Raw genomic sequence first — 20,146 nt, 5'->3', positions numbered from 1 at the left:
GGGGTGGTCGGCGGCGGCTCGGGGGAGCCGCCGCCGATCGGGTGGGTCAGCCCAGGTCCGCGAGGAGCGTGCTGAGTGCACCCTCCTGCTTGGCCGGCGACATCGGCGCGTTCGGGTGGTCGATGCCGAAGGTCTTCAGGACCAGGTCCATCTGGGCGTCGAGGAACGTCCAGCCGGTGTTGTCCAGCGGCTGCAACGAAGCCTGGTCGGCATCCCAGAGGTCACGCAGCGACTGGGCGGCCGCGTGGGCCCCCTTCACGTTGCCCGACCGCGCGTCCTTGAGCGAGGTCGACGTGAGTGCCTTCAGCCCGTCGACCTTCGTGGCCGGGAACTTCTTCACCGCCTGGCCAGGGGCGAGATGCACCGTGGAGGTGGCGTCGGTCTCCGGCGCCGGGCCGACGTGCGGCTGGCCGTGGGCCCAGACCAGCAGGGCCGCGGTGGCGACGGCGAGGAGGCCGAAGCCCCCCATCGCGACGCGTTCCCTGCGCGGGTCGGCGGTGATCTGCGGGGTGTGCGTGGCCTCGTAGGTCTCGGTCACGTCGGAGCGTGTCATCGTCAGGTAGACGACGGTCCCCAGGATCAGGCCGAGGAAGATCAGGCTGGTGGTGAAGGTGCCAAGCGCGAGACCGGTCGGCTCGCCCGGGCCGGCGGCGACCTTCGGGGAGGCCAGCCAGTCGCCGATGTTGGCGCCCAGCGGGCGGGTCAGGATGTAGGCGAGCCAGAAGGACAGCACCGGGTTCGCGCCGAACTTCCACAGCAGTGTGACCGCCGCGATGAGGCCGAGCGGCAGCAGGACCGAGACCGCCGGGCTCCAGCCGGTGAGCTCCAGGGTCCAGTCGCCGGTCGCGGTGCCGAGCGCGAAGGTGACGAGCACGGTGAGCCAGTAGAACGACTCACGGGGCAGCGTCGTGACCGAGTGGATCGAGAGGGTCCGCTCGCGCAGCCACCACACACCGAAGACCACGGCGAGCAGGACCGAGAACACCGCGGAGCTGATCCACAGCGGCACGTTGAGCTGATCGGTCAGGATGTCGGTGTACAGCGTGCCCGTGACGCTGACGACGACCACGGTCAGCCAGTACGGGAACGGGACGTATCGCTTCAACCGCAGCTGGACGACCAGGACCACCACGAACACCGCGGTGAAGATCCAGGCCGTGTTGACCAGACCGACGCCCAGCTTCATGTTGATCCAGTCGGCGAAGCTCTCACCGACCGTCGTGCAAAGGATCTTGATCACCCAGAACCAGATGGTGACCTCGGGAACCTTGTTCAGCAGGAGCCGCCCGTTGCGCGTGCGTGCTTCGCTTGTCGTTGTCATGCAGTGAGGCTGACTCGACAAACCTGTACGCATCCTGACTGCGCAGCCGCCTCAGGTGTGTCGAATGTCACCCCGTCGCGACCGGGGCCGTCCACGGCCGACGACAACGCCGCGGACGCCCCGCCGGACCCCGCGCCCCCGCGCCCACGGCATGGCCGGCCGGACAAGACCTAGTCGCGCGCCTTCGCGCCGCGCTCCTTCAGCATGTCGGCCATCATCTTGATCTCCGACTGCTGGGCGTCGACCATGCCCTGCGCGAGCCGCTTCTCCACGCCGACGGTGCACTTGGCGACACAGCCCTCGGCCATGTGGATACCACCCTTGTGGTGGTCGGTCATCAGCTGGAGGAAGAAGACCTCGGCCTGCTTCCCGTTGAGCGTGCCGAGCCGCTTCATCTCGATGTCGGTGGCCATCCCGGGCATCAGCGAGCCGTCCTTGCCGGACGCCATGTCACCCATGCCCATCCAGGTCATCGGCGCGTCCGGGGACACCTTGGGCAGATCCCACAGGTCGAGCCAGCCGAGCAGCATGCCGCGCTGGTTGGCCTGCGTCTGCGCGATGTCGTACGCGAGACGCCGCACCTCCACGTCCTTGGTGCGGTCGCGCACGATGTACGACATCTCGACGGCCTGCTGATGGTGGACCGCCATGTCCCGGGCGAAGCCCGCGTCGGCGGAGCCGGCCGTGGGCACGCCGGCGCCTGAGGTCCCGGAGCGGCCGCCGTCGGCGACCGCGTACGTGATCGCCCCGGCCGCGACGAGCACGGTCGCCGCGGCGCCCGCGATCCACCCGATGTGCCTCACTGGGACAGGCCGTTGGTGCACGCCGCGCCCGGCTCGGGCGTCTGCTTGCCCTGCACGAACTCCGCGAGGAACGCGTCGACGTTCTTGTCCTTCGCGCCCGTCACCGCGCGCTGCTTGCCCCAGGCGCTCATCATGATCGGGTCCTTCTGGTCCTCGACCGGGCTCATCAGCGTGTACGGGGTCTTCTTGACCTTGGCCGCCAGCGCCTTCACATCGGCCTCGGACGCCTTGCTGTTGTACGTCACCCACACCGCGCCGTGCTCCAGGGAGTGCACGGCGTTCATGTTGTTCACGGCCTTGGGATAGACGTCGCCGTTGCAGTTCATCCAGACCTGGAGGTGGTCACCGCCGACCGGCGGCTCCATCGGGTACGTGACGGTCTTCGTGACGTGGTTGCGCGCCAGCGTGCCCTTCCAGGTCTTCACCCCGTCCGAGCCCGTGACGAAATGCCCCGACGCCTGCTTCGAGTCGCTCGCGGTGTCCTTCTTGGCGCCGTCCGACTGCGACTGGACGAGCACGACGGCACCGGCGACGAGACCGACGACCACGACCGTACTGGCCGCGATCACGAGGAACCGGTTGCGCCGCTCGCGGGCGCGCTCGGCACGGCGCAGCTCCTCGATGCGCTCCTTGCGCGATCCGGTGCTGGTGTTCTTGGCGGAACCCATGGTGAGTCCTTATGGGGATGGGGCGGTCGGGTCAGCCGATCGTAGACGGGTGGGGAGGGGCGTCGGCAGGGAGGGCACGGGATTGGCCCGGAGTGCTCGGGATTGGCCGAAGAAGGGTTGGACACGGGCGGGGCGGACGGGAGCGGCCGACGGGGCCGGGCGCGTTCCGACGGCGTCGGCGGGCGGGATCCCACTGGTTCCGGCGGCGGGGAGCGCACAGGACCGGGAAAAAATTTGGAACCGGAGATGCGCATTATCTACCCTGGTCTGTATGCGGTTGCTGCGCTCCACCGACCTGGCCCTTCGCGTCCTGATGCGACTGTCCGTCGCAGGCGACTCGACGCCCACCACGCGTGAGGTCGCGGCCGACATGAGGGTCCCGTACACACACGCCGCCAAGGTCGTCGCCGAACTCCAGCACCTCGGGCTGCTCGACGCCCGGCGCGGCAGGGGAGGCGGCCTCACGCTGACCGAGAAGGGGCGTGGGGAGTCGGTCGGGGCGATCGTGCGCTCCTTCGAGGGGGAGGGCGATGTCGTCGAGTGCGAGGGCGACACTCCGTGCCCGCTCCTCTCCGCGTGCCGCCTGCGGGGGGCGCTGCGACGGGCCCAGGAGGCCTTCTACGCCTCTCTCGACCCGCTGACCATCGCCGATGTCGTCGCCGAGCCGACCGGCCCCGTACTGCTGGGCATCTCCCGCAGGCCCTGAGGCCTGTACGGCGGGTCGCCCCGCCGGGGCCGAGGACCGTGAAGCCGAGGACCGGGGAGCCGAAGGCCGAGAAAGCGCGGACCGGGAAGCCGAAGGCCGGGAAAAGGGAGCGGGGCCCGGTGTGTGTGCACCGGGCCCCGCTCCGTGTCCGCGCGCCGGCCTGCCCGCTTGCCGACCTGTCCGCGCGGACGCCGGACAGGCCTGCTGGTCCTAGCCCTGGGCCAGCCAGAGGTCGGGTCCGAACACCTCGTAGTGGATGTCGGAGGCGGGCACACCCTTGTCGAGGAGCTGGGTGCGCACCGCGCGCATGAAGGGCAGCGGACCGCACAGGTAGGCGTGCGTGCCCGGCCGCACGGTCACTCCGGAGAGGTCGACCAGACCGGTCCGCCCGGCGGGGTGGCCCGGCTCGGCCTGCTCGTACCAGAAGTGCGTCTCCGCGTCGGCGAGCTTGCCCGCGAACGCCTCGTGGTCGGCGCAGAGCGCGTGCTCGGCGGGGGAGCGGTCGGCGTGCACGACGGTGACGGGGGCCTTGTGGCCGGCGATCGCCAGCTGCTCCAGCATGGCGATCATCGGGGTGACGCCGATGCCCGCGGAGGCGAGCAGGAGGGGGGCGTCCGTGTCGTCGAGGACCAGGTCGCCGTAGGGCGCGGAGACCTGGAGGACGCTGCCCGCGTGGATGTGGGCGTGCAGATGGTTGGAGACCTCGCCCTCGGGGCTCGCCGCCCCGGTGGTCTGGTCCGCGCGCACCCGCTTGACGCTGATCTGGCGCACCGGGGAGCCGGGCGCGCTGGAGAGGCTGTACTGACGGATCTGGCGGGCGCCGTCCGGGAGTTCGACACCGACGGAGACGTACTGGCCCGCACGGAAGTCCGGCAGGTCCGCGCCGTCGGCCGGGCGGATCCGGAAGGTGGCGACGTCGGCGGTCTCCTCGACGCGCTCGGTGACCACCCAGGGGTGCAGGGCGCCGTCGTCCGCGTTCTCGTCGTACAGCCGCTTCTCGATCGCGATCAGGGCGTTCGCCATGAGCCAGTACACCTCGTCCCAGGCGGCGGCGACCTCGGCGGTGACCGCGTCGCCGAGCACCTCGACGATGGCGGCGAAGAGGTGCTCGTGCACGACCTCGTACTGCTCGGGCGCGACGCCGAGGGAGGCGTGCTTGTGGGCGATGCGGCTCAGCATCGCGTCGGGCCGCTCGTCGGGGTGCTCGACCAGATGGGTGGCGAAGGCGGCGATGGATCCCGCCAGGGCCTGACGCTGGGTGCCGGCTGCCTGGTTGCCGCGGTTGAACAGGTCACGGAGCAGCTCGGGGTGGGCGGTGAACAGCCCGGAGTAGAAGCGCTCGGTGATCTCGCCGATGGCGGCGCCGACGACGGGGAGGGTCGCGCGGACGGTGGCGGCGGATTGTTCGGACAGCATCAGGACTCCTCAAAGCCAGGGCGGGAGCGGTTGGTTGCGCCCCTCCGCATGAACCGCACACTAATAAAACTTGCATCTGAGATGCAAATTTAAACTCGGGTGACGGGTGAGTACCGGCCGGCCCTTACGGGTGCGCTGGTGAGCAGGCAGTATGTGAGACGGAGCAGGACACCTTCCGTACGCGAGGCGTTCAGACCGAGGTCGCCCGGCCGATCATGGTCCGCAACGCGCATGAAATGGTGTTGTGGTGGGATGCTCAGGTGCGCCGATCGTCTTCGAGGCGTGGGAGCAGGCGGCCTGACCAGCAAGGATGGGTGGAAGCGGAAGATGGACAAGCAGCAGGAGTTCGTGCTCCGGACGCTGGAGGAGCGTGACATCCGGTTCGTACGTCTGTGGTTCACGGACGTACTCGGCTTCCTGAAGTCGGTGGCCGTGGCCCCGGCGGAGCTGGAACAGGCCTTCGACGAGGGCATCGGCTTCGACGGCTCGGCCATCGAGGGCTTCGCCCGTGTCTACGAATCGGACATGATCGCGAAGCCGGACCCGTCCACGTTCCAGGTGCTGCCCTGGCGTGCCGAGGCCCCCGGCACGGCCCGCATGTTCTGCGACATCCTCATGCCGGACGGCTCCCCGTCCTTCGCGGACCCGCGCTATGTCCTCAAGCGCGCCCTCGCCAAGACCTCGGACCTGGGCTTCACCTTCTACACCCACCCCGAGATCGAGTTCTTCCTGCTGAAGAACCGCCCGCTGGACGGCTCGCGCCCCACCCCGGCCGATAATTCCGGCTATTTCGACCACACCCCGCAGAACGTCGGCCAGGACTTCCGGCGCCAGGCCATCACGATGCTGGAGTCGATGGGCATCTCGGTGGAGTTCAGCCACCACGAGGGCGCCCCCGGCCAGCAGGAGATCGACCTGCGCTACGCCGACGCGCTCTCCACGGCCGACAACATCATGACCTTCCGGCTGATCATGAAGCAGGTCGCGCTGGAGCAGGGGGTGCAGGCCACCTTCATGCCGAAGCCGTTCTCGGAGTACCCGGGCAGCGGCATGCACACCCACCTCTCCCTCTTCGAGGGCGACCGCAACGCGTTCTACGAGTCCGGCTCGGAGTACCAGCTCTCCAAGGTCGGGCGCTCCTTCATCGCCGGTCTCCTGAAGCACGCCGCGGAGATCTCCGCCGTCACCAACCAGTGGGTCAACTCCTACAAGCGCATCTGGGGCGGCTCGGAGCGAACCGCGGGCGCCGGCGGCGAGGCCCCCTCGTACATCTGCTGGGGCCACAACAACCGCTCCGCCCTCGTCCGCGTGCCGATGTACAAGCCCGGCAAGACCGGCTCGGCGCGGGTCGAGGTCCGCTCGATCGACTCGGGCGCGAACCCGTACCTCGCTTACGCGCTGCTCCTGGCCGCGGGCCTGAAGGGCATCGAGGAGGGCTACGAGCTCCCTCCGGGCGCCGACGACGACGTCTGGGCCCTCTCCGACGGCGAGCGCCGGGCGATGGGCATCGAGCCCCTCCCGCAGAACCTCGGCGAGGCCCTGGCCCTCATGCAACGCAGCGAACTCGTCGCCGAGACCCTCGGCGAGCACGTCTTCGACTTCTTCCTGCGCAACAAGAAGGCGGAGTGGGAGGAGTACCGCTCCGAGGTCACCGCCTTCGAGCTGCGGAAGAACCTGCCGGTGCTGTAGTCGCAGGTCGGCGGCACTTTTCGTGACGCAGTACGCGGGGCCCACGGTCGATGACCGTGGGCCCCGCGGCTGTTCTCACCGGTCCTGGGCCGTCTGTGGGCCGTCCGCCCCGGAAGCGCTGCCGTCGTACAGGCTGTCCACGGCCCGCCGGGCCCCGCCTTCGCTGCTCGGCAGCAGGTGCGTGTAGACCCGGAGCGTGAAGCCGGGGTCCGTGTGCCCCAGGTAGGTACTCAGCGCCCGCCGAAGGCGGACAGCCTGCAAGACCGGTACGAGCCCACCACTCCATGGTCCTCATGGGCGGTGTCGGGGTTGGTCGTGCCACCGGTGGGTGGAGCACGCGAGCCGGACGGGGCTACGAATGATGAGGGGGTGCCGGCGAGGTCGAAGAACGCGCCATGACCTGCCCGTGACGCTCGTAGCAGCGGGCGATCGGAGTGAAGGCGTTGCCAGGCGTCGGCCCGCTCCCCCTCGGGCAGCGGGCCTGGCTCCGGGGAGGTTCGAGGTGGGAAGTGGGATCAATCGAGTTCGGGCCTGGCCGCAGTTCAGCAGTGATCAGTGGACGTACCGTACCAACCGCCCCATGTATTGGTGGCGTAGTCGTCGTAGTTGCAATAGTAGTTTCCGGTCTCCGTCACGACCTGGACGGCCTTGCCGGCAGAGGTCTCGAAGAAGGCGACGAAGCCAAGGGCTTTGCCATTGCCGGGCATCTCCTTCCAACTGCCCGCGCCCGACCAGGTATGCCAAATGGTCCCCGAAGGTGCCACGCCGAAACACTCGGACGGCCCGTATTGCCAGGCGACCTGGTGCGCGCCGTACTCGTTGAGATTCCCCGTGACGCCGAGACAGGTGGCGGGCGTCGCTGCTGCGGGCGTAGCGGCCAGCCCGACCGCACCCGCGGCGGTCAGCGACAGGGCGGCGAGAGTGGCCGACAGCCGTAAACGAGACTTCACGAGCTCTCCTCTATTGGTCCGGTAATGCCCAGCTTTTCCGGACCGCACGTTACGGAAGTGAAAGCAAATGCCACAAGAGCGATTTTCGGCTCTCCGTGGAGGCGGATTCCATTATTCCAAGGAGAGGGAATGACCGAAGAATTCAACTTCACGTCACCCGGTCAACCCGAGCTGTGCATATCGCGGACAGCGGTCTGGATCCGGGACCGCCGTATACAGGGGCATTGCATGATCGCGATCTGTCCGGGTTGATCATGTGAGGCTGAGGGCTGACAGCGCGCGGTGGTGGTCGCGGCTGGTGTGGCGGAGGGCGGCGGCGATGTCGGTCTCGCCGTTCTGGCGGAAGAGGCTGATCCCGAGGTCGCGCAAGCCGGTCATGGTGCGGGGCAGGTGGCCGGTGCGGACCTTGGAGTCGTCCTCGCGGAAGGTGCGGTCACGGACGTGGTGCGGGAGGTTCTCGATGGCGTGCCGTCTGAGCGTCTGAGCCTCGGCTTCCGCCGGCCCGGCAAGGACAGGACGTACCGGTGCGCCGGTACGTCCTGGCCGGGCTTCGCCGAGACATGGGCCGCCGAGGCACAGGTCCTGCCTCCTCCTCCCCTTCGGCGGCGCCGCATCCCGCACCGCACGGGACTCGGCGGCCGACGGCAGTACAACCCTTGGTGCCTCCCGGGTGTCCAGGACGTGACCGGATGGGGAACCTCCGGTCGGAGTCCTGATCTGTTCCGACGAGGAGACCCAACCGTGCGCCAGCACTTCCGCCCCTCGCACCTTCGCAAGTCGGCGGCCCTCGTGGCCGCCGCCGCGGCCGTGGCGGCCGTCCCCGCGTTCGCCGGCTCCCCGGCGTACGCCGATCCGGGCGAGCCCTCCCTGGTGATATCGACTCTGCCGAGCGCGTCGCCCAAGCCCGGCGAGGTGTACGACAAGAACGTCGTCATCACCAACAACGGCACCGCGGCCGCGGACGGCGTCACCTTCCGGATGCGGCTGACCCGCGGCCTCGACTTCCCCGAGGAAGTGAAGGGCTGCACGTATTCGACCGTCGCGGATCAGGTCAGGCAGGCCCTCTGCGAGCTCGACCTGGTCATCGGGCCCGGTGCCTCGGTCGAGACGCCCGTGCGGTTCAAGGCGCTGCCCAAGGCGCTGATGGAGGCGGTCGAGTACGGCACCTCGGCCACGGGTGCGGATCCGGGCGAGGGATTCACCGACAGCTATCGCCGGCTGGACCTGACCGCCGACAGTTCGGCCGACCTCGTCGCCGTCGGCGACGACACCGAGGCACTCGCGGGCGGTCAGCAGTCCGTCTTCGTACAGCTCCGCAACGACGGCCCCGGCTGGATCCAGAACCGGACGAGCGACGACCAGCCGGCGCTCATGGTGCGGATACCGAAGGGCACGACCGCCGGCCGGGTCCCCAAGGACTGCCAGCCGTTCGGGATCGACGGCCCGAACGCGCCCGGGGGGACGCCGGGCAGGCCCACGTACGTCTGCACGCCCGACGACCACATCATCGAGGTCGGCCAGGCCCTCACGTACGCCTTCACGCTCGACGTCGCCAAGGGGACCAGGACCACCGACGGTTCCGTCAAGGCGACCTCCGTCTACGACATCCACCCGGCCTTCGACAAGAACCCCGCCAACGACACGGCCAAGATCCACGTCGCCATCCCCACCGACAACGAGGAGGACCCGAGCCCGTCGGCCTCCGCCACGGCCCCGGGATCCCCCACGGGCGGCGGCAACGACCCCTCGGGCCAGTCCACCGGCGGCTCCGGCAGCACGGGCGGCACCGGCTCGACGTCGGCCGGCTCCACGACCGGCGGCTCCACCACCGGTTCCGCCGGCGGCAGCCTGGCGAGCACGGGCTCGGACGGCACCCCGCTCATGGCCGGCGCGGCGGCAGCGGCGGCCGCCCTCGGCGCGGGCCTGGTGCTCGCCGTGCGCCGCCGCCGCCGCTCCGGCGTGGAGTCCTGAGGGCGCGCTGTCCCCGCCGGGCGGACGGGAACTGTCGGACAGGCCTGCCCTCAGCGCACGTACGCCGGTGACACGGCCGCGGTGCTGACGCGTCGCGGCTTTCCGGTGCCGTCGGCCGGGAGCGTCCACAGGTCGGCGCCGTAGTCGCCGGGGAGGGCGTACACAAGGGTGTGGTCGTCGCGCCAGACCACCTGGTCGTCGACGCTGCGGGGCTCGGCGAGCGCCGTCTCGCGCCCGGTGCGCAGATCGAGGACGTACAGATGCCAAGGGGCGTCCTTGGGCAGGCCCTCGACGCGCTTCTTGAAGGCGACGCGGGTCCCGTCGGGGGAGAGGGACGGGCATTCGACGTTGGTGTGCAGGGCGGTCACGGTGCGGGCGGCCAGGTCGCCGCGGACCAGGTGGGTCGTGCCGCGCGTGGCCATCGTGGCGTAGAACGTGCGGTCGTCGGCCGCGAACGTCACGCCCCAGAAGTTGGCGTCGGCCGCGTGGTAGGTCCTGCCGTCCATCACCACGCGGTACGACTCCAGGGACGATGTCAGCCTCCCGGTGCGGGTGTCGACGATCGCCGCCCGGGTGGAGAAGTTCGTGCCCGCGTACGAGTCGCCGCCCACGAACGCCGTCCAGGCGGCGTACCGGCCGCTGGGGGAGACGCGGGCGCGGGACGGGATGCCGGGCACGTCGTAGCGGGCCCTCTCGTGCAGGGAGGCGTCGAGGATCACCGCGCGGTAGGTGTCCTGGACCGTGCCGTGCACCGCCTGGAGACACACCCCGGTGCCCGAAGCGGCGTAGAAGCGCAGGCACTTGACCTTGGACGCGGTGCGCGGGCCCGAGGGGTCGGACGCCGGGACGGACGTCAGCTCGTCGCGGTGCGGGCCCCACGCCATGTTCCGGAACACCAGCCGCCGGGAGTCGGTCAGGGAGACCGTCCCCGCGCTGATCCGAGGGCCGCCCGGCTGTGCCTGGTCGCGGCGCTCCGCGCGCGCCGAGGCGTGCAGCACGGAAGCCGTCGCGACGCCCGCGAGGACGACCAGGGCCGAGACCAGGACCAGGATGCGGGTTCGCAGCGTCATACGAGGCCTTCTGAAGGGGTGCGGCGGACAGGGCGCACGATCGTCGAGAACAGCGCGCACAGGGCCAGCGCCGAGGCCGCCGCCAGGAGCGCCGTACGGTCGCCCCACGCCGTCCAGGCCGCTCCGAAGGCGAGCGAGCAGACGAAGCGGGCCAGCGCCTGACCCGTCTGGACCAGCGCGAGCCCGGACGACCGCAGTTCCTCGGGCACGCTGTCCGAGGCCGCGGCCATGAGCACGCCGTCCGTGGCCGCGTAGAAGCCGCCGTGCAGGAACAGGACGGCGAACGGCAGCGCCGTGCCGTGCCAGGACGTCAGCAGCAGGCCGTACGCGAGGAGCAGGGCGCCGTGGCCGGCCAGGAACACCCGCCATCGGCCGGCCCGGTCCGCGAGCCGGCCCAGCGGGACGGCCAGCAGCAGGAACGCGGCGGCGGTGCCGACGGGCAGCAGCGCGAACCAGCGGTCCGGCACCCCGAGCCTGCGCTGGAGCAGCAGGAACATGAACGAGTCGCTGACCGTGGCGAGACCGAGCAGAACCGCGCAGAACGCGATGCGGCGCAGCTCAGGGCGGCCCAGGAGGGCGAGGGCGGCGCGCAGGGTGGGGCGGGGCGCCGGTGCGGAGCGGACCGCGGGTCCGGTGACGCCCTCGGCGGGCGTACGCGGACCCCGGGAGTCCGGGAGCCCGGCGGAGGTGATGTCCGGCGTTCCGGTTCCGGGTTCCCTCGGGCTCACGGCCGTGGCGCGGGAGTCGGGGGCGCCCTCGGACCGGCTCCGGACGGCGGGCGTGAGACAGTCCTCGGCCGGTGTTCCCGCCGTGGACGTGGACCGCGCCGGCGGGCCGCCCGGCACGAACAGCACCAGGACCAGCACGCCCACCACGGCCACGCAGAAGCTCACCGTGAACACCGCGTCGTAGCCGTCGACGGTCTCCCGGAGGATCAGGAAGGCGACGAGCGGGCCCAGCAGGGCGCCCGCCGTGTCCATCGCGCGATGGACGCCGAAGGCGCGGCCGCGGTTCTCCGGGGTGCTCGACAGGGAGATCAGGGCGTCGCGCGGGGCGGTGCGCAGGCCCTTGCCGGTGCGGTCGGCGGCGAGGACCAGGCCGATGGGGGTCAGGGTCTGCGCCACCAGGAGCAGCGGTTTGCAGACGGCCGACAGCGCGTATCCGGCGCCGGCCACCCACTTGTGGCGGCCGCCACCCCGGTCGGCGAGATGCCCGCCGGCCAGGCGGACCAGGGCCGAGAAACCGTTGTAGATCCCGTCGAGTAGCCCGAAGCCGAGAGGGGAAAGGCCGAGGCCGGCGACCAGGTAGAGGGGCAGGACGGCCGTCACCATCTCCGAGGAGACGTCGGTGATCAGGCTGACCGTGCCGAGTGCCAGCACGGTGGGAGCGACCACGGCGAGGCGCCGCCCGGCTCGGGGCCGGGCGGCGCTCTCCGCGGACGCCGCCGCGGTATCCGGTGTACCGGCGCGGCTGTCCGCTACGTACATGTCAGGACGTCCAGATGCCCGTGATGTCCTTGCCGGAGGCCGCGTTGCCCGCGTGCGTGAGGCCGTGCATGTCCTCCAGCGTGCGCAGCAGGTCGTAGTGGTTGTACGTGGTGGAGGACGAGGACCCCGGGGTCACCTGCTGGCCGTAGAGGACCGTCGGGATCTTGTTGCCGGCGAGCCGGTTGTCCTCGTCGAAGGTGACGACGAGCAGGCTGTTGTGGGTCTTGGCCCAGGTGGCGTAGGCGTTCAGGTTGGTTTTCAGCCAGGTGTCACCGGTGGACACCGAGCAGTCGTGCATGTCGCTGCACAGGTTCGGGACGACGAAGGAGACCTGCGGAAGCGTCGTGTAGTCCGTCGGGAACTGGGCGAACGTCTTGGCGCTGGACGTCGGTACGTTGCTGAAGCCGAACCAGGGGTTGTGCTTGCGGGCGTAATTCCCGCTGCTGCACGTGGTCGAACCCTGGCTGGGCAGCGTCTCGTTGTAGCTGCCCCAGGTCTTGCCCGCGGCGATCAGCTCGGAGGCGAGGTTCGGGGCGGAGGAGAAACCGGGCGTGTAGCAGCTGTCGTCCGTGATGCCCTGGGTGGAGCCGGAGAACAGGGCGAAATAGTTGGGCTGGCTCGGGTGCGTCTCGGCGTACGACTGGGAGAGGTTGGCCCCGCCGGTCTTGAGCGAGTTGATGTACGGGGCGCTGGAGGAGCCGATCACCTGGCTGTACGCGTGGTTCTCGAAGACCACGACGACGACGTGGTCGGGGGTCGGGACCGAGGCCGCGGCGTGCGCGGGGGCCGAGCCGGCGAGCCCGCTCCACAGCCCGACCGCGGCCGCGGTGAAGGCGAGGGCGGATGCCACGACGGCACGGCTGCGGGTGTACACGTTTCTGCCGGACACTTCTGACCTCCGGTGGGGGGAGAGGCGACGGTGGCGGTGCAGACAGAGCATGTGCACGCCAACATTCCCCGGGTTCACATCCCTCAACCGGCGGGATGAAGATCGGATGAACTGCTGCCTCTCTGTCCTTTGTACCGCCTCGCACGGCCGTCGGCACGGGGCGCAACCCCGCGAACGAGAGTTAGGCTCGGGCCCGTACGGCCTTGATCGGACCGGTGTGCGGGACGGGACCGGACGTACGGCATCGATCGACAGGAGGCCGGGATGACGGCGCCGGGGCGCAGGAGCAGTACCTTCACGCGGCTGCTGCGGCACGGCTTCACCGATCCGTCGGCGGCCGAGCGGCTCCTGGAGGGTCCCGAACTGGCACCCGTACGGTCCGACCCGGTCCTGCTGGAAGCGCTGGGCGCCACCGCCGACCCCGACCTCGCCCTGCTCGGACTCGTCCGGCTCGTCGAGGCGCAGGACGGGCACCCCGCCCAGCGGGAACTCCTCGACACCCTGATCGCGGCCAAACCGCTGCGGGACCGGCTGCTCGGGGTCCTCGGAGCCTCCGCCGCGCTCGGCGACCACCTGGCCCGGCATCCGCACGACTGGCAGGTGCTCGTCACGTACGAGGCACGGGACCTGCATCCCGGAGTGGAGGAGTTCGAACGGGGGCTGGCCGACGCGACCGACCCCGTCTCGCTGCGCGTCGCCTACCGCCGCTGCCTGCTCTCCATCGCCGCGCGCGACGTGTGCGGCACCACCGACCTCGCCCAGACCGCCGCCGAACTCGCCGACCTCGCCACCGCGACCCTGCGCGCCGCGCTCGCCATCGCCCGGGCCGCGGCCCCCGACGACGCCACGCTGTGCCGGCTCGCGGTCGTCGCGATGGGCAAGTGCGGGGGACACGAGCTGAACTACGTCTCCGACGTCGACGTGATCTTCGTCGGGGAGGGCGCCGATGGGGCGGACGAGGCCAAGGCCCTCCAGGCGGCCGGCCGGCTCGCCTCGCACATGATGCGGATCTGCTCGGAGACCACCGTCGAGGGCAGCATCTGGCCGGTCGACGCCAATCTGCGCCCCGAGGGACGCAACGGCCCCCTGGTGCGGACCCTCAGCAGCCATCTCGCCTACTACCAGCGATGGGCCAAGACCTGGGAGTTCCAGGCGCTGCTCAAGGCCCGCCCGGTGGCGGGGGACCTGGAGCTGGGCGAGGAGTACGTCGCCACGCTGGCCCCGCTCGTATGGCACGCCGCCGAGCGGGACAACTTCGTCGCCGATGTGCAGAAGATGCGGCGCCGGGTCGTGGAGAACATCCCGGCCGCCGAGATCGAACGCGAGCTGAAGCTCGGTCCCGGGGGACTGCGGGACGTCGAATTCGCCGTACAGCTCCTTCAGTTGGTGCACGGCCGGGCCGACACCTCCTTGCGCAGCGGCACCACCCTCGACGCCCTGAAGGCACTGGCCGCGGGCGGATACGTGGGGCGCGCCGACGCCGTACAGCTCGACGACGCCTACCGCTTCCTGCGCTCGATGGAGCACCGCATCCAGCTCTTCAGGCTGCGGCGCACCCATCTGGTGCCGCAGGACGAGGCCGACCTGCGCCGTATCGGACGGTCACTGGGGCTGCGCGCCGATCCGGCCGGCGAACTGAACCGGGAGTGGAAGCGGCACGCGGCCATGGTCAGGCGGCTGCACGAGAAGCTGTTCTACCGGCCGCTCCTCGACGCCGTCGCCCAACTGGCGCCCGGCGAGACCCGGTTGAGCGCCGACGCGGCCCGGGAGCGGCTCGTCGCGCTCGGGTACGCCGATCCGGCCGGCGCCCGGCGCCATCTGGAGGCGCTGGCGTCCGGGGTCAGCCGCAAGGCCGCCATCCAGCGGACCCTGCTCCCCGTGCTGCTCGGCTGGTTCGCGGACTCCGCCGACCCCGACGCCGGTCTGCTCAACTTCCGCAAGGTGTCCGACGCGCTGGGCAAGACGCCCTGGTATCTGCGGCTGCTCAGGGACGAGGGCGCCGCCGCCGAGAACCTCGCGCGGGTGCTCTCCGCGGGCCGGCTCGCCCCCGACCTGCTGATGCGCGCCCCGGAGGCGGTGGCCCTGCTGGGCGACGGGGAGAGCGGTGGCCTCGAACCACGCGGCCGGGTCCAGCTGGAGCAGGAGATCCTCGCCGCGGTACGGCGGGCCGACGGCGGCGAGCAGGCCGTGACCGTCGTGCGCGGGGTCCGGCGCCGGGAGCTGTTCCGTATCGCCGCGACGGACATCGTCGCCTCGTACGGGACCGAGGAGACGCCCGCCGTCGCCGATCAGGGGGCGCTGGTCGACCTCGTCGGCGGAGCGGTCTCGGACCTCACGGCGGTGACGCTCGCGGGCACGCTGCGGGCCGTGGTGCGCGACGGCTGGGGCGACACCCTGCCCACCCGGTTCGCGGTGATCGGGATGGGCCGCTTCGGCGGCCATGAGCTCGGCTACGGCTCCGACGCGGACGTGCTGTTCGTGCACGAGCCCCGCGAGGGCGTGGACGAGCAGGAGGCGGCGCGGGCCGCGAACGCCGTGGTGTCCGAGATGCGGCGGCTGCTCCAGCTCCCCAGCGCGGACCCGCCGCTGCTGATCGACGCCGATCTGCGGCCCGAGGGGAAGTCCGGGCCGCTGGTACGGACCCTGAAGTCGTACGAGGCGTACTACCGGCGCTGGTCCCTGGTGTGGGAGTCGCAGGCACTGCTGCGGGCCGAGGTCGTGGCCGGGGAAGCCGACCTCGGGAGCCGGTTCGTCGAGCTGGTCGATCCGCTCAGGTATCCCGCGGAGGGGCTGGGCGAGGAGGCCGTACGGGAGATCCGGCGGCTGAAGGCCCGGATGGAGTCGGAACGGATGCCGCGCGGCGCCGACCCCACGCTGCACACCAAACTGGGGCGCGGCGGCCTCTCCGACGTGGAGTGGACGGTCCAGCTGATCCAGCTGCGGCACGGCTGGGCCGAGCCGGGCCTGCGGACGACCCGGACCCGGGAGGCGCTGGCCGCGGCGCGCGCGGCGGAGCTGCTGTCGACGGAGGACGCGGAGACGCTGGACGAGGCCTGGGTGCTGGCCACCCGGGTGCGCAACGCCGTGATGCTCGTGCGCGGCAGGGCCGGCGACACCTTCCCCTCGGACGGGCGCGAGCTGGCCGCCGTCGGCCGCTATCTGGGCTACGACCCGGGACACGTCGGAGACATGCTCGACGACTACCGGCGCACCACCCGGCGGGCCCGGGCCGTGGTGGACGAGCTGTTCTACGGAGCGGCACGCGGCGGTCACTGAACACGGCCACCCGGCGGTCACTGGACGTCACCGCCCGACACTCGCCGGACGTGACGCCCGGCGGCGTTCAGTCCGTCGTCCCCAGCACCGGTCTCCCGCGGGCCCCCGGCACCCACTGCGGCAGCGCGTAGGGCAGCGCGCCGTACCACAGGCGCGTCACCAGGAAGCCGAAGGCGAGGCAGAGCAGACCGCCCACCGCGTCCAGCCAGAAGTGGTTGGCGGTGGCGACGATGACGACGAGGGTGGCCGTCGGGTAGAGGACGCCGAGGATCCGCGCCCAGGGGGTCCTGGCCAGCGCGAACAGGGTCAGCCCGCACCACAGGGACCAGCCGATGTGCATGGACGGCATCGCGGCGTACTGGTTGGACATGTGCTTGAGATCGCCGGAGGCCATCGAGCCCCAGGTCTCGTGGACCATCACCGTGTCGACGAATGTGCTGCCGGTCATCAGGCGGGGTGGCGCGAGCGGGAAGAAGTAGTAGCCGAGAAGGGCCACCGCCGTGGTGGCGAAGAGCGCGAGACGGGCCGCCGCGTAGCGGCCCGGATGACAACGGTACAGCCAGACCAGGACACTCAGCGTCACCACGAAGTGCAGGGTCGCGTAGTAGTAGTTCATCCCGATGATCAACCACTCGACCGAGTTCACCGCGTGGTTGACCGACTCCTCGACGGCGACACCGAGGTGGTGTTCCATCCGCCAGATCCAGTCCGCGTTGCGGAGCGCCTCGTGTCTCTGCTCAGGCACCGCGTTGCGGATCAGCGAATACGTCCAGTAACTCACGCCGATGAGCAGGACTTCGAACCAGAGGCGGGGGCGACGCGGGGTCCGCATACGGCGCAGGAGCGCGTGCCCCGCCTTCTCCTCCGCGACGGGCTGTGTGGCCTGACGGCTTTCCAGTGACGTCACGGTCGAATCACCCATAGGCACAGAGTCTGCCAGAAAAGGCTTCCCCCACCGATGATCCCCGGGTCGGGTCCCGGCCGCACTTTCTACACCTGTGGGAGTGCTACGCCCCCTTTGTCGTCCTTCTCAGGGACGATTCCGGTCCCCAGGGGCAGAAGCGGTCGAACCGCGCACCACGAGTTCCGGCATGAACACGAACTCACTGTGCGGCGCGGGCGTCCCGCCGATCTCCTCCAGCAGCGTGCGCACCGCGGCCTGGCCCATCGCGGGGACCGGCTTGCGGACCGTCGTGAGCGGCGGGTCGGTGAAGGCGATCAGCGGGGAGTCGTCGAATCCCACGACCGAGATGTCCTTCGGGACTTCCAGGCCGCGCTGGCGCGCTGCCCGTATCGCACCGAGCGCCATCATGTCGCTGGCGCAGACGATCGCCGTGCAGTCGCGGTCCATGAGCGCGTTCGCCGCGGCCTGGCCGCCCTCCAGCGTGTACAGGGAGTGCTGGACCAGTCGCTCCTCGACGTCCGCGGGGTTCAGGCCGAACTGCTCCTGCATCGAGCGGACGAAGCCCTCGATCTTGCGCTGCACCGGCACGAACCGCTTGGGGCCGAGTGCGAGTCCGATGTTGGTGTGCCCGAGCGAGGCGAGGTGGGTGACCGCGAGGGCCATGGCCGCGCGGTCGTCCGGTGAGATGAACGGCGCCTGCACCTTGGGCGAAAAGCCGTCTACCAGGACGAACGGGACACCGCGGCCGCGCAGTTGCTCGTAACGCTGCATGTCGGCCGAGGTGTCGGCGTGCAGTCCGGAGACGAAGATGATGCCGGCGACCCCGCGGTCGACGAGCATCTCGGTCAGCTCGTCCTCGGTGGAGCCGCCCGGGGTCTGGGTCGCGAGGACGGGGGTGTAGCCCTGGCGCGTCAGGGCCTGCCCGATCACCTGCGCGAGGGCAGGGAATATCGGGTTCTCCAGCTCGGGGGTTATGAGGCCCACCAGGCCCTCGCTGCGCTGTCGCAGACGCACCGGGCGCTCGTAGCCCAGTACGTCGAGCGCGGCCAGGACGGACTGGCGGGTGGTCGCGGCGACGCCCGGCTTCCCGTTCAGGACGCGGCTGACAGTCGCCTCACTGACCCCCGCCTGGGCTGCGATGTCGGCAAGCCGTGTGGTCACAGGATTGGACTTTACCGGTCGCATCTCACCCTGCCCACCAACCAGACGCCGTGTGCGGGCGGTTGATCGGCCCGCTCCGGGCTGCTGCGTCATCGCGCTCCCTCGTGTTCTGGTCGGCTCGGTGTCCCGTGCGTGCGCCGCGCGGGAAGGGGTGGCTCCTGCAAGGCGCTGACGCCCGATGATCCCCGTTTGTGCCACCCGTGGCAAGAGCTTGCAGAGTCTTGCACAGACGTCCGCATGTCCGTTGATCGGCCTGGTAGCGGGGTTTCGGGAAGGCCGCCGCGAGGTCACGGGCGCATAACCGATGTCAGTTCTTTCACTTTTTTGCTGCAAGGTCTTTCGCGTCGCTTACATCGCTGTTACGTTCACGTCGCCCGGCAGACGCAACGGCGCAGTCGGCAAGTAGGCAAGGGAATCGGGCGGGACCGATTCACCACCTACTCGGGCTTTCACCCTCAAGGAGAACTCATGCGGCGTGGCATAGCGGCCAGCGCGCTGGTGGCGTCTTTCGCCCTCGCGGCGACGGCCTGCGGCGGTAGCGGCGGGGACAGCGGCAGCGACAAGGCCAGTGGGCCGGTCACCATCACGTGGTGGGACACGTCCAACGCCACCAATGAGGCGCCGACGTACCAGGCCCTGGTCAAGCAGTTCGAGGCCGCCAACAAGAACGTCAAGGTCAAGTACGTCAACGTGCCCTTCGACCAGGCGCAGAACAAGTTCGACACGGCCGCCGGTGCCTCCGGCGCCCCGGACGTCCTGCGCTCCGAGGTCGGCTGGACCCCGGCCTTCGCCAAGAAGGGCTACTTCCTGCCGCTCGACGGCACCGAGGCCCTCAAGGACCAGGCCAAGTTCAAGTCCAACCTGATCGAGCAGGCCAAGTACGACGGCAAGACCTACGGTGTGCCGCTCGTCACGGACACCCTGGCGCTCGTCTACAACAAGCAGCTCTTCACGAAGGCCGGCATCACCGAGGCGCCCAAGACCTGGAGCGACCTGAAGAAGGACGCGGCCATCGTCAAGGCCAAGACCGGCGTCGACGGCTACTGGGGCTCGACCCAGGCCTACTACGCGCAGAACTTCCTCTACGGCGAGGGCACCGACACCGTCGACGCCGCCGCCAAGAAGATCACGGTCAACTCGGCCGCCGCGAAGAAGGCGTACGGCACCTGGCTGGGCCTGTTCTCCGGCAAGGGCCTGCACAAGGCGGACACCACCGCCGACGCGTACGCCCACATCCAGGACGCGTTCGTCAACGGCAAGGTCGCCGCGATCGTCCAGGGCCCGTGGGAGATCACGAACTTCTACAAGGGTTCGGCGTTCTCCGACAAGTCCAACCTCGGCGTCGCCACCGTCCCGGCCGGCTCCACTGGCAAGGCGGGCGCCCCGACCGGCGGCCACAACCTCGCGGTCTACGCCGGCTCGGACAAGGCCCACCAGGCGGCCTCGCTGAAGTTCGTCAACTTCATGACGTCGGCGAAGTCCCAGGCGACCATCGCGCTGAAGAACTCCACGCTGCCGACGCGTGACGACGCCTACACGGACGCCGTCAAGGCCAACCCGGGCATCGCCGGCTACGGCACGGTGCTCGCCGCCGCCCAGCCGCGCCCGGCGCTGCCCGAGTACAGCTCCCTCTGGGGCCCCCTGGACACCGAACTGCCCAAGATCGCGGGTGGCAAGGAGTCCCTGGACAAGGGTCTGAGCAACGTCGAGCTGGCCATCGCCAAGCTGGTGCCCGACTTCAGCAAGTGAGCCCGCGTGGCCGCCGGGTCCTTCCGAGAGGAAAGGACCCGGCGGCCACCGGCTGTGCGCGTCCAACTCCTGATCTTGCAGAAGGT

Annotated in this window: 16 protein-coding genes; 5 read left to right on the top strand and 11 right to left on the bottom strand. The window is 70.3% G+C overall.

All coding sequences use genetic code 11. The annotated features are described in order from the left end of the window. Positions 1–46: 46 nt before the first annotated feature. The 3 genes from ABZV42_RS15175 to ABZV42_RS15165 all read right to left on the bottom strand — a co-directional run bounded on the left by ABZV42_RS15175 (position 47) and on the right by ABZV42_RS15165 (position 2,792). Positions 47–1,321 (bottom strand): hypothetical protein, encoded by a 1,275-nt coding sequence (locus ABZV42_RS15175; RefSeq protein ID WP_355985211.1) that lies wholly within the window; start codon positions 1,319–1,321, stop codon positions 47–49. A 170-nt stretch (positions 1,322–1,491) separates the two neighbouring features. Further along, positions 1,492–2,124, bottom strand: a complete 633-nt coding sequence (locus ABZV42_RS15170; RefSeq protein ID WP_356052155.1) for a DUF305 domain-containing protein — start codon at positions 2,122–2,124, stop codon at positions 1,492–1,494. Then, a complete protein-coding gene (locus ABZV42_RS15165) occupies positions 2,121–2,792 on the bottom strand; it encodes a DUF3105 domain-containing protein (RefSeq protein ID WP_355985216.1) in 672 nt (223 codons plus the stop codon). The genes ABZV42_RS15170 and ABZV42_RS15165 overlap by 4 nt, the downstream gene beginning before the upstream one ends. Positions 2,793–3,063: 271 nt before the next feature. Here ABZV42_RS15165 and ABZV42_RS15160 point away from each other — a divergent pair, with 271 nt between their 5' ends. Further along, positions 3,064–3,498: an Rrf2 family transcriptional regulator gene (locus ABZV42_RS15160; protein ID WP_355985219.1), complete on the top strand. Its 435-nt coding sequence runs from the start codon at positions 3,064–3,066 to the stop codon at positions 3,496–3,498. A 210-nt stretch (positions 3,499–3,708) separates the two neighbouring features. Here the strand turns inward: ABZV42_RS15160 and ABZV42_RS15155 are convergent, their stop codons facing one another. Beyond that, complete coding sequence (locus tag ABZV42_RS15155; protein ID WP_355983602.1) at positions 3,709–4,914, bottom strand: globin domain-containing protein; 1,206 nt, start codon at positions 4,912–4,914, stop codon at positions 3,709–3,711. A 327-nt stretch (positions 4,915–5,241) separates the two neighbouring features. Here ABZV42_RS15155 and glnA point away from each other — a divergent pair, with 327 nt between their 5' ends. Further along, positions 5,242–6,603, top strand: coding sequence for a type I glutamate--ammonia ligase (gene glnA / locus ABZV42_RS15150; RefSeq protein ID WP_355983603.1), 1,362 nt, complete (start codon positions 5,242–5,244; stop codon positions 6,601–6,603). Between the two features lie 75 nt (positions 6,604–6,678). Here glnA and ABZV42_RS15145 read toward each other — a convergent pair whose 3' ends face one another. Further along, positions 6,679–6,864, bottom strand: a complete 186-nt coding sequence (locus ABZV42_RS15145; protein ID WP_355983604.1) for an integrase — start codon at positions 6,862–6,864, stop codon at positions 6,679–6,681. A 281-nt stretch (positions 6,865–7,145) separates the two neighbouring features. Beyond that, positions 7,146–7,553, bottom strand: a complete 408-nt coding sequence (locus ABZV42_RS15140) for a hypothetical protein (RefSeq protein WP_355983605.1) — start codon at positions 7,551–7,553, stop codon at positions 7,146–7,148. Between the two features lie 741 nt (positions 7,554–8,294). Between ABZV42_RS15140 and ABZV42_RS15135 the strand changes: the two genes are divergently transcribed. Next, positions 8,295–9,524 (top strand): LPXTG cell wall anchor domain-containing protein, encoded by a 1,230-nt coding sequence (locus ABZV42_RS15135; RefSeq protein ID WP_355983606.1) that lies wholly within the window; start codon positions 8,295–8,297, stop codon positions 9,522–9,524. A gap of 50 nt (positions 9,525–9,574) precedes the next feature. Here ABZV42_RS15135 and ABZV42_RS15130 read toward each other — a convergent pair whose 3' ends face one another. Genes ABZV42_RS15130 through ABZV42_RS15120 form a run of 3 tightly spaced genes read right to left on the bottom strand, consistent with a single transcriptional unit; the run spans position 9,575 to position 12,970 of the window. Then, entirely contained in the window at positions 9,575–10,594 is a 1,020-nt protein-coding gene (locus ABZV42_RS15130; RefSeq protein ID WP_355983607.1) for a TolB-like translocation protein, read from the bottom strand. Further along, positions 10,591–12,081: an MFS transporter gene (locus ABZV42_RS15125; protein ID WP_356052154.1), complete on the bottom strand. Its 1,491-nt coding sequence runs from the start codon at positions 12,079–12,081 to the stop codon at positions 10,591–10,593. Before ABZV42_RS15125 ends, ABZV42_RS15130 begins: the two co-directional genes overlap by 4 nt. A 1-nt stretch (position 12,082) precedes the next feature. Further along, complete coding sequence (locus ABZV42_RS15120; protein ID WP_355983609.1) at positions 12,083–12,970, bottom strand: alkaline phosphatase family protein; 888 nt, start codon at positions 12,968–12,970, stop codon at positions 12,083–12,085. A gap of 264 nt (positions 12,971–13,234) precedes the next feature. On the opposite strand from ABZV42_RS15120, the gene ABZV42_RS15115 reads away from it, so the two are divergent. After that, positions 13,235–16,246, top strand: coding sequence for a bifunctional [glutamine synthetase] adenylyltransferase/[glutamine synthetase]-adenylyl-L-tyrosine phosphorylase (locus tag ABZV42_RS15115; RefSeq protein ID WP_355983610.1), 3,012 nt, complete (start codon positions 13,235–13,237; stop codon positions 16,244–16,246). A 67-nt stretch (positions 16,247–16,313) separates the two neighbouring features. On the opposite strand, the gene ABZV42_RS15110 is transcribed toward ABZV42_RS15115, so the two are convergent. Further along, a complete protein-coding gene (locus ABZV42_RS15110) occupies positions 16,314–17,168 on the bottom strand; it encodes a phosphatase PAP2 family protein (protein WP_355983611.1) in 855 nt (284 codons plus the stop codon). A 108-nt stretch (positions 17,169–17,276) separates the two neighbouring features. Beyond that, complete coding sequence (locus tag ABZV42_RS15105; protein ID WP_355983612.1) at positions 17,277–18,311, bottom strand: LacI family DNA-binding transcriptional regulator; 1,035 nt, start codon at positions 18,309–18,311, stop codon at positions 17,277–17,279. Positions 18,312–18,779: 468 nt separating this feature from the next. On the opposite strand from ABZV42_RS15105, the gene ABZV42_RS15100 reads away from it, so the two are divergent. Further along, positions 18,780–20,060: an extracellular solute-binding protein gene (locus ABZV42_RS15100; protein ID WP_355983613.1), complete on the top strand. Its 1,281-nt coding sequence runs from the start codon at positions 18,780–18,782 to the stop codon at positions 20,058–20,060. Positions 20,061–20,146 lie beyond the last annotated feature (86 nt).

The sequence above is a fragment of the Streptomyces sp. NPDC005281 genome (assembly GCF_040607495.1).
Lineage (GTDB): Bacteria > Actinomycetota > Actinomycetes > Streptomycetales > Streptomycetaceae > Streptomyces.
Note: the sequence above shows the minus strand (reverse complement) of the source record. Positions and strands in the feature narration are given on the sequence as shown.

Bases quoted from the DNA above. Each gene is read 5' to 3' on its own strand.
- ABZV42_RS15175 (WP_355985211.1), bottom strand. From the start codon at position 1,321: ATGACAACGACAAGCGAAGCACGCACGCGCAACGGGCGGCTCCTGCTG.
- ABZV42_RS15165 (WP_355985216.1), bottom strand. From the start codon at position 2,792: ATGGGTTCCGCCAAGAACACCAGCACCGGATCGCGCAAGGAGCGCATC.
- ABZV42_RS15160 (WP_355985219.1), top strand. From the start codon at position 3,064: ATGCGGTTGCTGCGCTCCACCGACCTGGCCCTTCGCGTCCTGATGCGA.
- ABZV42_RS15155 (WP_355983602.1), bottom strand. From the start codon at position 4,914: ATGCTGTCCGAACAATCCGCCGCCACCGTCCGCGCGACCCTCCCCGTC.
- glnA (WP_355983603.1), top strand. From the start codon at position 5,242: ATGGACAAGCAGCAGGAGTTCGTGCTCCGGACGCTGGAGGAGCGTGAC.
- ABZV42_RS15130 (WP_355983607.1), bottom strand. From the start codon at position 10,594: ATGACGCTGCGAACCCGCATCCTGGTCCTGGTCTCGGCCCTGGTCGTC.
- ABZV42_RS15125 (WP_356052154.1), bottom strand. From the start codon at position 12,081: ATGTACGTAGCGGACAGCCGCGCCGGTACACCGGATACCGCGGCGGCG.
- ABZV42_RS15115 (WP_355983610.1), top strand. From the start codon at position 13,235: ATGACGGCGCCGGGGCGCAGGAGCAGTACCTTCACGCGGCTGCTGCGG.
- ABZV42_RS15110 (WP_355983611.1), bottom strand. From the start codon at position 17,168: ATGGGTGATTCGACCGTGACGTCACTGGAAAGCCGTCAGGCCACACAG.
- ABZV42_RS15100 (WP_355983613.1), top strand. From the start codon at position 18,780: ATGCGGCGTGGCATAGCGGCCAGCGCGCTGGTGGCGTCTTTCGCCCTC.